Origin of the sequence: Streptomyces dengpaensis, assembly GCF_002946835.1 — a bacterium.
GTDB classification, from domain to species: domain Bacteria; phylum Actinomycetota; class Actinomycetes; order Streptomycetales; family Streptomycetaceae; genus Streptomyces; species Streptomyces dengpaensis.
Genome location: NZ_CP026652.1, coordinates 2,697,286 through 2,709,587 on the forward strand (window position 1 = coordinate 2,697,286; position 12,302 = coordinate 2,709,587).

Below are 12,302 nucleotides of genomic sequence, written 5' to 3' on the forward strand. Positions count from 1 at the left end.
GACAGGAGCGGCCATGCCCGCCACGCACCACACGTCGCCACCCCCGACGACCACCTCCGAAGCGGCCCCCTTCCCCAGGACCGACACCGGTTCCCGCACCCAGGAGAAACCCTCCGCCACGACCGGCACCAGCACCGACGCGGCTTACCCGGCCGTCACGGCCATCGGCCGCATTCCCGTCCTCGACGTCCGCCCGGTCGTCGATCACGGGCGACGGCCCGCGAAGGCGGTGGTCGGTGAGTCCTTCGAGGTCTCGGCCACGGTCTTCCGTGAGGGTCATGACGCGGTCGCCGCCAACGTCGTCCTGCGCGATCCCGAAGGCCGCACCGGCCCCTGGACCCCCATGCGCGAACTCGCCCCCGGCACCGACCGCTGGGGCGCCACGGTCTCCGCCGGGCGGGAGGGCCGCTGGACGTACACGGTGGAGGCGTGGGGCGATCCGATCCGCACCTGGCGGCACCACGCGGGGATCAAGATCCCGGCCGGTATCGACACGGAACTCGTCCTGGAGGAGGGCGCGCGCCTCTACGAGCGGGCGGCCTCCGGGGTGCCGAGGAGCAAGGGGCGCCGGGACACAATGCTCGCCGCCGCCGACGCGCTGCGCGACGCCGCCCGGCCCGCCGCGGCCCGCCTCGCCGCCGCCCTCACCCCCGAGGTGGACAAGATCCTCGCGCGGCATCCGCTGCGCGAACTCGTGTCGTCCTCCGAGCCGTTGACGCTCCTGGTCGAGCGCGAGCGGGCGCTGTACGGCTCCTGGTACGAGTTCTTCCCACGCTCGGAGGGAACCCGGGAGCGGCCTCATGGCACGTTCCGTACGGCCGCCGAACGCCTGCCCGCCATCGCGGAGATGGGCTTCGACGTCGTCTACCTCCCGCCGGTCCACCCCATCGGCAGCACGTTCCGCAAGGGCCCCGACAACACGCTCTCCGCGGGCCCGGACGACGTCGGCGTGCCGTGGGCGATCGGCTCCCCGGAGGGCGGGCACGACGCGGTCCATCCGGACCTGGGCACGATCGACGACTTCGACGCGTTCGTACGCCGGGCCGCGCGCGAAGGCCTGGAGGTGGCCCTCGACTTCGCCCTCCAGTGCTCCCCGGACCACCCGTGGGTGGACAAACACCCCGAGTGGTTCCATCACCGTCCCGACGGCACGATCGCGTACGCCGAGAACCCGCCGAAGAAGTACCAGGACATCTACCCGATCGCCTTCGACAGGGACATGCCGGGCCTGGTCCAGGAGACGCTGCGCGTGCTGCGGTACTGGATGGACCACGGCGTACGGATCTTCCGCGTCGACAATCCGCATACGAAACCGGTGGTGTTCTGGGAACAGGTCATCGCGGACATCAACCGCACCGACCCCGACGTGATCTTCCTGGCGGAGGCGTTCACCCGCCCGGCGATGATGCACACGCTCGCGAAGATCGGCTTCCAGCAGTCGTACACCTATTTCACCTGGCGCAACACCAAGGCGGAGCTCACCGAGTACCTGACCGAGCTGTCGGGCGAGGCCGCCTCGTACATGCGGCCGAACTTCTTCGCCAACACCCCCGACATCCTGCACGAGTTCCTCCAGCACGGCGGCCGTCCGGCCTTCGAACTGCGGGCGGTGCTCGCCGCGACGCTGTCTCCGACATGGGGGATCTACAGCGGGTACGAACTCTGCGAGAACACCCCGCTGCGCGCGGGAAGCGAGGAGTATCTGAACTCCGAGAAGTACCAACTGCGGCCGCGCGACTGGGAGTCGGCCGAGCGCGACGGACGGAGCATCGCGCCCTTGGTGGGTGCGCTCAACGCGATCAGGCGGCGCAGTCCCGCGCTGCGCCAGTTGCGCAACCTCCATTTCCATCACGCGGACAAGGAGGCGGTGATCGCCTACTCGAAAACGGTCACCGACGCACGCGGTTCGAACACGGTTGTGGTGGTGGCGAACCTCGATCCTCACCACACCCAGGAGGCCACGGTCTCGTTGGACATGCCGCAACTCGGCCTGGACTGGCACGAGTCCGTGCCGGTGCGCGACGAGCTCACCGGCGAGACCTACAACTGGGGCAGGGCCAACTATGTGCGTCTCGAGCCTGGGTATAGTCCCGCGCACATCCTCACCGTCCTGCGACCGTCCTCACCGCAGATCGGAGGGTCACCCACAACATGATCGTCAACGAGCCCGTCCCGGATACGTTCGAGGACACCCCGGCCAAGGACCGCGATCCGGAATGGTTCAAACGCGCCGTCTTCTACGAGGTGCTGGTCCGCTCCTTCCAGGACAGCAACGGTGACGGAGTCGGCGACCTCAAGGGCCTGACCGCCAAGCTGGACTACCTCCAGTGGCTGGGCGTCGACTGCCTGTGGCTGCCCCCGTTCTTCAAGTCGCCCCTGCGTGACGGCGGTTACGACGTCTCCGACTACACCGCCGTGCTGCCCGAGTTCGGCGACCTCGCCGACTTCGTCGAGTTCGTCGACGCCGCCCACCAGCGCGGCATGCGCGTGATCATCGACTTCGTCATGAACCACACCAGCGACCAGCACCCGTGGTTCCAGGAGTCCCGCGCCCACCCCGACGGCCCCTACGGCGACTACTACGTCTGGGCCGACGACGACAAGCAGTACCAGGACGCCCGCATCATCTTCGTCGACACCGAAGCCTCCAACTGGACCTTCGACCCCGTCCGCAAGCAGTACTACTGGCACCGCTTCTTCTCCCACCAACCCGACCTCAACTACGAGAACCCGTCGGTGCAGGAGGAGATGATCTCCGCGCTGCGGTTCTGGCTTGACCTGGGAATCGACGGCTTCCGGCTGGACGCGGTGCCGTACCTCTACCAGGTGGAGGGAACCAACTGCGAAAACCTTCCGGCTACGCACGAGTTCCTGAAGCGGGTGCGCAAGGAGATCGACACGCACTATCCCGACACGGTGCTGCTGGCGGAAGCCAACCAGTGGCCGGAAGACGTCGTCGACTACTTCGGCGACTTCCCCTCCGGCGGCGACGAGTGCCACATGGCGTTCCACTTCCCCGTCATGCCGCGCATCTTCATGGCCGTACGCCGTGAATCGCGCTATCCGGTGTCGGAGATCCTCGCGAAGACCCCCGCCATCCCGTCCGGCTGCCAGTGGGGCATCTTCCTGCGCAACCACGACGAGCTGACCCTGGAAATGGTCACCGACGAGGAACGCGACTACATGTACGCGGAGTACGCCAAAGATCCGCGCATGCGCGCCAACATCGGTATCCGCCGGCGTCTCGCGCCCCTGCTGGACAACGACCGCAACCAGATCGAGCTGTTCACAGCCCTGCTGCTGTCACTGCCCGGCTCGCCGATCCTGTACTACGGCGACGAGATCGGCATGGGCGACAACATCTGGCTCGGCGACCGCGACGCGGTCCGCACCCCGATGCAGTGGACGCCGGACCGCAACGCGGGCTTCTCCTCCTGCGACCCGGGCCGCCTGTTCCTGCCCACGATCATGGACCCCGTCTACGGGTATCAAGTGGCGAACGTAGAGGCGTCGATGTCGTCCCCGTCGTCGCTGCTGCACTGGACCCGCCGCATGATCGAGATCCGCAAGCAGAACATGGCCTTCGGACTGGGCTCCTACACGGAACTCCAGTCCTCGAACCCGGCGGTGATCGCGTTCCTGCGCGAGTACAAGGACGACCTCGTCCTGTGCGTCCACAACTTCTCCCGCTTCGCCCAGCCCACCGAACTGGACCTACGGGCGTTCAGCGGCAGGCATCCGGTCGAACTGATCGGCGGAGTCCGCTTCCCCGCCATCGGCGAACTCCCCTACCTGCTCACCCTCGCAGGCCACGGCTTCTACTGGTTCAGGCTCCGCAAGGACGTCGCATAGAACCGCGGAGAACTCCGGCGGGGCGGTTTCTCCCGCCCCGCCCTGGGCACGCATCAGTAACACCCCGATCTGCCCGGTCTTCCGGGTCTCTGGGGAAAGGACGCGACGCCATGTCGGAAGCCGCAACGCACTCTTCCACGGCCCACGTCGCACGCCCCGAACTGCTCGCGTCGCTCGATCCACTGCTGCGGGAATGGCTGCCCCGGCAGCGCTGGTTCGCGGGCAAAGGGCGTCCGGTGGCGGGCTTCTCGCTGGTCGGGGCGGTGGAACTACTGCCGCTCACGGCTCACTTGGGCCTGCTCCATCTCCTCGTACGCGCTCATCAGCCGCTCACCCCGGCCCAGGGTGCCACCGCACACCCCGGGGACTGCTACCAGCTGCTGATCGGCGTACGCGAGGCGCTGCCGCCACGGCTCGCGCCCGCGCTCATCGGGCATCTGGAGGAGGGGCCACTCGCCGGTCGTACGGTGTATGAGGCGCTGTACGACCCGCGCCCCGCGGGCGTACTCCTCGAAGCCCTGCGTACGCGGGCCCGCATCGGCGAGCTGCGCTTCGAGCGCGACCGGCGGCACGCGATCCGGGACGATCTCGTGCCACGCCTGGTGACGTCGGAACAGTCCAACTCGTCGATCGTGTACGGAGATACGTTCATTCTCAAGCTGTTGCGCCGGATCGTGCCGGGGATCAACCCGGACCTGGAGCTTCCGCTGATGCTGTCCCGGGAGAGCTGCCCGCGCGTCCCGGCTCCGGCTGCGTGGATGATGGCGGACCTCGGCGACGAGTCGTACGTACTCGGTGTGCTGCAGCCCTTCGTGCGGGGCGCCGCGGACGGCTGGGAGCTGGCGCTGCGCGCGCCGGCCAAGGGTGAGGGCTTCGACGGCGAGGCGCGGGCGCTGGGCCGGGCCACCGCCGAGGTGCACACGGTGCTCGCCCGCGCGCTGCCCACGGTCACGCTTGGGCACGCCCAGATGGAGCTGCTCGTCGACGGCATGACCGAGCGTCTGGAGGCGGCCGCGCAGGCGGTGCCCGCGCTGCGCCCGTACGCTCCCGGGCTGCGTACCGCCTTCGGGGCGCTGGCCGATCTGGCTGCCTCGGGCCACACCTGGACCGCGCAGCGCATCCACGGCGATCTGCATCTCGGCCAGTGCCTGCGCTCCCCGTCCGGGGAGTGGTCCCTCATCGACTTCGAGGGCGAGCCCTCGAAACCGCTCACCGAACGCCGCCTGCCGCAGCCTCCGGCACGGGACATCGCGGGCATGTTCCGGTCCTTCGACTACGCGGCCCACTCGCACAGCCCGCCCACACCCGGCTGGGCCGACGCCTGCCGGGCCGCGTACTGCGCCGGGTACGCCGAGGTCGTGGGCCGCGATCCGCGCGCCGACCCCGTACTGCTGCGTGCCTACGAGACGGACAAGGCGGTCTACGAAGTCCTGTACGAGGCCCGGCACCGGCCCGACTGGCTGTCGGTACCGCTGGCGGCGACACGTCGACTCGCCGCCGCATCCGCCTGACGTTCCCGACCTCACCCCCCGAGGAGGCCCCGCCCGTGACGCCCCGCCCACCGTCCGACGACAGTCCGAAGACGACGTCCGACGGCAGTCCGAAGAAGACCGGTGCGAAGAAGACGGCTGTGAAGAAGACAGCGGAGAAGAAGACTGCGGAGAAGAAGGCCGCCGAGGGGAAGGCGGCGGCCAAGAAGGCTGCCGCGAAGGCTTCGAAGAAGGCCGTCGCGAAGAAGGCGGTCGGCAGGACGACCGTGCCGAAGCAGTCGGGTCCGGAGGACGCGGTTGCGAAGAAGGCGCCGGAGCCCGTCGCCGTCAGCGCGCCCGCTGTCTTCGCCGGTGTCGGCCCCGGTGACCGGGAGCGGCTGCTCGACGGCACGCATCACGATCCGCACGGGGTGCTGGGCGCCCATCCGGTGCCGGGCGGGGTGGCCTTCCGCGCCTTCCGCCCGTACGCGCTGGCGGTGACCGTCGTGACGGACGACCTGCGCGCCGAGCTGCACGACGACGGGGACGGTTTCTTCTCGGGACTGCTGCCGCTGCGCGCGGTCCCGGCGTCGTACCGCCTGATCGTGGCGTACGAGGGGACGGAGCACGAGACCGAGGACGCGTACCGTTTCCTGCCCGCGCTGGGCGAGTTCGATCTGCATCTGCTCGGCGAGGGCCGCCACGAGCAGTTGTGGCAGGCGCTGGGTGCGGAGCCGATGGTGCACCAGGGCGTGGCCGGAACCCGCTTCACGGTGTGGGCCCCGAACGCACGCGGCGTGCGCCTCGCCGGAACCTTCAACTTCTGGGACGGCACCGGATTTCCGATGCGGTCGCTGGGCTCCTCCGGGGTGTGGGAGCTGTTCGTGCCGGCACTCGGCGAGGGCGAACTGTACAAGTTCGAGATCACCCGCCCCGACGGTACGCGCACGCTGCGCGCCGACCCGATGGCCCGCCGCACCGAGGTGCCTCCGGCGACGGCCTCGATCGTGACGTCGTCGTCGTATGAGTGGAGCGATGCGGTGTGGATGGCCGGGCGGGCGGAGCGGCCGGCGGTTCATGCGGCGCCGTTGTCGGTCTATGAGGTGCATCTGCCGTCCTGGCGGCCAGGTCTGACGTACCGCCAGTTAGCAGACCAACTTCCGGCGTACGTCGCCGACTTGGGCTTCACTCATGTGGAGCTGATGCCGGTGGCCGAGCATCCCTTCGGCGGGTCGTGGGGCTACCAGGTGACGGGCTTCTACGCGCCGACCGCACGCCTCGGCGGTCCGGACGACTTCCGGTATCTGGTGGACGCGCTGCACCAGGCCGGGATCGGCGTCCTGATGGACTGGGTGCCCGCGCACTTCCCGCGCGACGACTGGGCGTTGGCCGAGTTCGACGGGAGGCCGCTGTACGAGCACGAGGATCCACTGCGGGCCGCGCACCCCGACTGGGGCACCCTGGAGTTCGACTTCGGGCGCCGTGAGGTGCGCAACTTCCTGGTCGCCAACGCCGTTTACTGGTGCGAGGAGTTCCACATCGACGGGCTGCGTGTCGACGCGGTCGCCTCGATGCTGTACCTGGACTACTCGCGGGAGCCGGGGCAGTGGGTCCCGAACGTCCACGGCGGCCGGGAGAACCTGGACGCGGTCGCGTTCCTCCAGGAGATGAACGCCACCGTGTACCGCCGCAGCCCCGGTGTCGTGACGATCGCCGAGGAGTCCACGGCGTGGGACGGCGTCACCCGGGCCACCCATCACCACGGTCCCGGCGGCTTCGGCGGTCTCGGCTTCGGGCTGAAGTGGAACATGGGGTGGATGCATGACTCGCTGGGCTACGTGACCCACGATCCCATCCACCGCAAGTACCACCACGACGAGATGACGTTCTCGATGGTGTACGCCTACAGCGAGAACTACGTCCTGCCGATCTCCCACGACGAAGTCGTCCACGGGAAGCGGTCGCTGGTGTCGAAGATGCCGGGTGACTGGTGGCAGCAACGGGCCAACGTACGGGCGTACTTGGGCTTCATGTGGGCCCACCCCGGCAAACAACTCCTCTTCATGGGGCAGGAGTTCGCCCAGGGGGCCGAGTGGTCCGAGGCGCACGGGCCCGACTGGTGGCTGCTGGATCCCTCGTACGGGGCCGAGGCCGATCACCGGGGTGTGCGCGATCTGGTCCACGACCTCAACGCCGTCTACCGGCGGGAACCCGCCCTGTGGCAGCGCGACACCGATCCCGCCGGGTTCGCGTGGGTCGTCGGGGACGCCGCCGAGGACAACGTCTTCGCCTTCCTCCGCCATGCCGCCGACGGCACGCCGCTGCTTGCCGTCTCGCACTTCTCCCCCGCGGTCCGGCACGGCTACCGGCTGGGCGTGCCCGAGGACATCACCGCCTGGCACGAGGTCCTCAACACCGACTCCCTTCGCTACGGGGGTAGCGACGTCCTCAATCCTGACCCGGTGAAACCGGAACCGACCGCCGCCCACGGCCGGCCGGCCAGCATCCAGCTGACCCTGCCTCCCCTCGCCACCGTGTGGCTGCGACCCGCGTAAGACGTTCTCGCCCCCGCCGCCCCTACCCATTCCCGTCACTTGGGGGCTCCGCCCCCAAACCCCCGCTCCTCAAACGCCGGAGAGGCTGGAATTAGCCTCTCCGGCGTTTGAGGAGCGGGGTCTGGGGCGGAGCCCCAGGTCGGGACGGGTAGGGGCGGAGGGGGCGAAAACCCGCCTTATGCCAGCCCGGCCCCCCGCAACGACTCCGGCAACTCCCCTGTGCGCAGGATCCCGAGCACCTGCGTGGCCCGGGTCAGGGCGACATACAGGTCGCTCGTGCCGTAGCCGCCCGGTTCCACCACCAGTACGGAGTCGAACTCCAGCCCCTTCGCCTGGCGCGGAGCGAGCAGGACGACGGTCCGCGTCAGGTCGGGTTCGGCCCCGGCCGTGACGCCGTCCAGCCGCGCCGCCAGCCTGCGGTGTAGCTCGCGCGGGGCGATCACGGCCAACCGGCCCTCCGCAGGGGTCAGCTCCTCCACCGCCTTAGCCACGGCACCGGGCAGATCGTCGGTGGCGCGCGCCCAGGGCCGTACACCCGTCGACCGCACCGAACTCGGCGGCTCGAAGTCCGGATGCTCCGCGCGGACGACGGCGGCCGCCACGTCCATGATCTCGGACGGGGTGCGGTAGTTCACGCCCAGACGCGTGTGCTCCCAGCGGTCCTCGACGTAGGGGGAAAGGATCTCCGACCACGATCCCACCCCCGCCGCCTCGGCGGTCTGCGCCGGGTCTCCGACGAGCGTCATCGAGCGCGTGGGACTGCGCCGCATGAGCAGTCGCCACGCCATCGGCGACAGCTCCTGCGCCTCGTCGACGATGATGTGGCCGAAGGCCCAGGTCCGGTCGGCCGCGGCCCGCTCGGCGGCGCTGCGGTGGTCCTCCTCCTTGTGCCGTTCGGCCATCCGCTCGGCATCGATGATGTCGTGGGCGGAGAGGACCTCGGAGTCCTCCTCGTCCTTGTCCTCGAACTCGTACGTCCGGGAGGCGTACGAGACGTCCAGTACGCCCTGCGCGTACGCGACTTGGGTGCGGCGCTCCTGGTCCGCCAGCACCCTGACCACCCGGTCGTCCTCGCCGAGCAGTTCGGCGGCCTCGTCGAGGAGGGGCACGTCCGCCGTGGTCCACTCGCGCGTGAGGGGACGACGGATCGCGTCCGCGTCCTCGTCGGACACATAGCCTTCCGGATCGGCGAGGAAGTCCGCGACCAGGCGCTGTGGGGTCAGCCGGGGCCACAGCTGGTCGATCGCGTCCCACACCTCGGGGTTGTCGGCCAGCTCGTCCCGCATCTGCGTGATGTCGCTCGCGTCGAGGAGGTTCGAGCCGTCGAAGGGGTCGGTGCCGATGCGTTCGGCGAGCATGTCGGTGAGGGTGTTGAGGATGTGGCCCTCGAAGTGCTCGCGGGCCACGTTGTGCGGGAGCCTGGCCTCGCGGGTGCGTTGGCGGGCGACCTGGACGAGCCCGGCGTCGAGCATCAGGATGTCCCGGTCGTGCGCGATCGCGATCACCGGGTCGGGCAGGGCCTGGCGGTCACGGATCACGGCGGCGAGCACCTCCGCCATGTCGGCGCGGCCCTTCACGGCGGCCGCCTCGGGGGTGTCGCTCGCCGTCGCCTTCACTCCGGGGAACAGTTCGCCGACCGTCGCGAGCAGGACGCCCGTCTCGCCGAGGGAGGGCAGCACCTCGCCGATGTAGCCGAGGAAGGCGGGGTTCGGGCCGACGATCAGCACGGCGCGCTTGGCCAGCAGCTCGCGGTGCTCGTAGAGCAGATACGCGGCGCGGTGCAGGGCGACGGCCGTCTTGCCGGTGCCGGGGCCGCCCTCCACCACCAGCACTCCCCGGTGCGGGGCCCGGATGATGCGGTCCTGTTCGGCCTGGATGGTCTGCACGATGTCGCCCATGCGGCCGGTGCGCGCGGAGTTGAGCGCGGCGAGCAGCACGGCGTCGCCGGTCGGGTCCTCGTGACCGGTGCGTTCGTGGTCGCCGAGGTCGAGGATCTCGTCGTGCAGGGCGGTGACCCGGCGCCCGTCGGTGGTGATGTGCCGGCGCCTGCGCAGTCCCATCGGGGTGTGGCCGGTGGCCAGGTAGAAGGGGCGGGCGACGTCGGCCCGCCAGTCGATCAGGATCGGAGTGCGGTCGGCGTCGCCGGCACGGATGCCGATGCGGCCGATGTGGTGGCGGGCGCCCGAGGTCGGGTCGATCCGGCCGAAGCACAGCGAGCCGTCCACGGCGTTCAGCGCGGCGAGCAGACCCGAGCGCTCGGCGACGAGGATGTCCCGCTCCAGCCTGGCCTGCATGGGCGTGTTGCCCTGCGCGAGCGCGTCGGTCACGGAGGTCTCGGTGTCGCCGCGCAGGGCGTCCACGCGCGCATACAGTCCGTCGATGAATTCCTGCTCCTGGCGCAATTCATCGTCCGGAAAATCGATGTTTGACAATTCCGCTCCCGCCCGGATATGCTTTGCTCAGTGAACTTTTTCACGACCCAATCCTCTTGAAGTCGCGAATCATCGAATATACGCAAAGAAATCCCCCGAGCGCAATTGCTCGGGGGATTTCTTCGGTCTACGGCGGCTCACAGCACGTCGGACAGCTCCTCCAGCAGCCGCCGCTTGGGCCGGGCGCCCACCATCGACTTCACGGGCTCGCCGCCCTGGAACACCATGAGCGTGGGCGTCGAGAGCACGCCGTACGCGACGGTGGTCCCCGGATTCCTGTCCACGTCCAGCTGCACGATCTTGAGCCGGTCGCCCTTAGACGGTCCCGCCAAAGCCCCCGTCGTCATCCCGATCCCGGGCGCCAGCCGTCCGGAGACGATCCGTGACTCGGCGAGGGCGGCGGATCTGGTGCTGGACGGGGAGGAACTGACGCGGTTGGACGCGGCTGCCGCAGGTCGCTGGCCGCTCGCCGACGGCGGCTGGTAGCGCCACAAGGTCACTGGGTTCGGCGAGCGCGGGGCGGGCCCGTTGACCGGGCCCGCCGCCTCGCTCCCCCGTGGCGCCTCCCCCAGGCGCCGCTGGGCCCGCCGAAGCGGGCACTGACGCCTACTCGTCCCTGGCCAGGGCTCCGTTGAGCCGGGGAAGCGCCGCCGCCGTACGTCCCGTCAGCAGGAGCAGCAGCGCGAAAATCGGGCCGCTGATCTCCTCCCCCTCACCCCGCGTCCACTCCACGTCCGTGGCGACGAGCCGATGGCGCGGGAGCGGCCAGGGCCGGGGCGGGAAGCGCATGGTCCACACCCGGTCGGCGGCGTCGCGGGCCGCCTCGGCGGGCATGGTGCGCTCCCGGCCGAGCGCGAGGGCGATGTCCTGGCCGTGGACGAGGATGTCCAGGAGGGGTTCGCGGCGGGTGGTGCCCGGGGCGAGGCGGCGGGAGCCGATGACCGAGCGGAGGTTCGACACGATCTCCGCGACGGGGCGCTCGGCCGCGCGGACGGCGGTGTCGTGGATCATCCCGTCCAGGTTGCCGCGGGCGCGGACGAATTCCCGTACGGCGGTCCCGTAGGTGATGCGCGGGGCGATCGTCAGATGCGCGGCGACGTCCCGGACGCGCCAGTCGCCGCACTGCGTCGGCAGCTCCCACTCGTCGGGGCCGAGACTCGCCAGGAGTTCGGCGAGACCGGCGCGCTCACGGTCGATGATCTGCCAGCGCTCGTCCACGCCCAGCACAACACCGCTCACAGGGATCACCACCTACTCAAAGTGGTAAGCTTCCCTGACAAAAGTAGTCAGAGACTCTGACTACTGTCAAGGACTGACCGTCAAGGACTGACCGTCGGGGACTGACCGTCAGGGACTGACCGTCAGGGACTGACCGTCAGGGACTGACCGTCAGGGACTGACCGTCAGGGACTGACCGTCAGGGACTGACCGTCAGGGACTGACCGTCAGGGACTGACCGTCAGGGACTGCCGTCAAGGACTGCCGTCAAGGACTGCCGTCAGGACTGACCGTCAAAGGAATGGCTCAAGAGGTGGCGACCATGGTGGCGGAGAGCGAGCTCAACACGGGGCTGCTCCTGTTCATCCCGTACCGGGCCCTGGAGAACCGTGTCTTCGCCGCGCTCGCCGCAGCGGGCTTCGACGACTTCACGCCCGCCCAGGCCCGGGTCCTGCAGCGCATCGGCCCGTACGGCACGCGCCTGACCGACCTCGCCGAACAGGCCCAGGTCACCAAGCAGACCGCGGGCTTCCTGGTCGACCAGCTGGAGAAGGCGGGCTATGTACGACGCGTGCCGGACCCGACGGACAAGCGGGCCCGGCTGGTGTGCCTCGCCGAACGGGCGCTGGCGGCACAGCCCGTCGCCGCCGCGGTGGTCGCCGAGGTCGAGAGGGAGTGGGAAGCCCACCTCGGCAAGCGGCGGATGACGCAGATGCGGCAGGCGCTGACGATGTTGCGGGAGATTACGGATCCGTACGCGTAGGCCAGGGGCAGGG

At 69.7% G+C, this 12,302-nt stretch carries 8 protein-coding genes; 5 read left to right on the top strand and 3 right to left on the bottom strand.

Annotation, left to right across the window (positions count from 1 at the left end; translation table 11 throughout):
• Positions 1-13 precede the first annotated feature (13 nt).
• From C4B68_RS12100 to glgB, 4 genes are all read left to right on the top strand, one after another.
• Positions 14-2,155, top strand: coding sequence for an alpha-1,4-glucan--maltose-1-phosphate maltosyltransferase (locus tag C4B68_RS12100; RefSeq protein ID WP_099504790.1), 2,142 nt, complete (start codon positions 14-16; stop codon positions 2,153-2,155).
• A complete protein-coding gene (gene treS, locus C4B68_RS12105; protein ID WP_104879976.1) occupies positions 2,152-3,852 on the top strand; it encodes a maltose alpha-D-glucosyltransferase in 1,701 nt (566 codons plus the stop codon). Before C4B68_RS12100 ends, treS begins: the two co-directional genes overlap by 4 nt.
• Before the next feature lie 110 nt (positions 3,853-3,962).
• Entirely contained in the window at positions 3,963-5,363 is a 1,401-nt protein-coding gene (locus C4B68_RS12110) for a maltokinase N-terminal cap-like domain-containing protein (RefSeq protein ID WP_099499996.1), read from the top strand.
• Between the two features lie 35 nt (positions 5,364-5,398).
• Positions 5,399-7,876 carry a 1,4-alpha-glucan branching enzyme gene (gene glgB / locus C4B68_RS12115; protein WP_099499995.1) on the top strand — a complete coding sequence of 826 codons (2,478 nt, stop codon included), beginning with the start codon at positions 5,399-5,401 and terminating at the stop codon, positions 7,874-7,876.
• Between the two features lie 176 nt (positions 7,877-8,052).
• On the opposite strand, the gene C4B68_RS12120 is transcribed toward glgB, so the two are convergent.
• The 3 genes from C4B68_RS12120 to C4B68_RS12130 form a co-directional block, all read right to left on the bottom strand.
• Positions 8,053-10,308 carry a HelD family protein gene (locus C4B68_RS12120; RefSeq protein WP_240634312.1) on the bottom strand — a complete coding sequence of 752 codons (2,256 nt, stop codon included), beginning with the start codon at positions 10,306-10,308 and terminating at the stop codon, positions 8,053-8,055.
• Between the two features lie 137 nt (positions 10,309-10,445).
• Positions 10,446-10,808 carry a thioredoxin family protein gene (locus C4B68_RS44055; protein ID WP_276311573.1) on the bottom strand — a complete coding sequence of 121 codons (363 nt, stop codon included), beginning with the start codon at positions 10,806-10,808 and terminating at the stop codon, positions 10,446-10,448.
• A 106-nt stretch (positions 10,809-10,914) separates the two neighbouring features.
• The gene (locus C4B68_RS12130; RefSeq protein ID WP_099499992.1) at positions 10,915-11,556 is read right to left on the bottom strand and encodes a maleylpyruvate isomerase family mycothiol-dependent enzyme; all 642 of its coding nucleotides are present in this window, start codon (positions 11,554-11,556) and stop codon (positions 10,915-10,917) included.
• A 292-nt stretch (positions 11,557-11,848) separates the two neighbouring features.
• Here C4B68_RS12130 and C4B68_RS12135 point away from each other — a divergent pair, with 292 nt between their 5' ends.
• On the top strand, positions 11,849-12,289 hold the full coding sequence (locus tag C4B68_RS12135) for a MarR family winged helix-turn-helix transcriptional regulator (RefSeq protein WP_099500045.1): 441 nt from the start codon (positions 11,849-11,851) through the stop codon (positions 12,287-12,289).
• Positions 12,290-12,302: the final 13 nt, after the last annotated feature.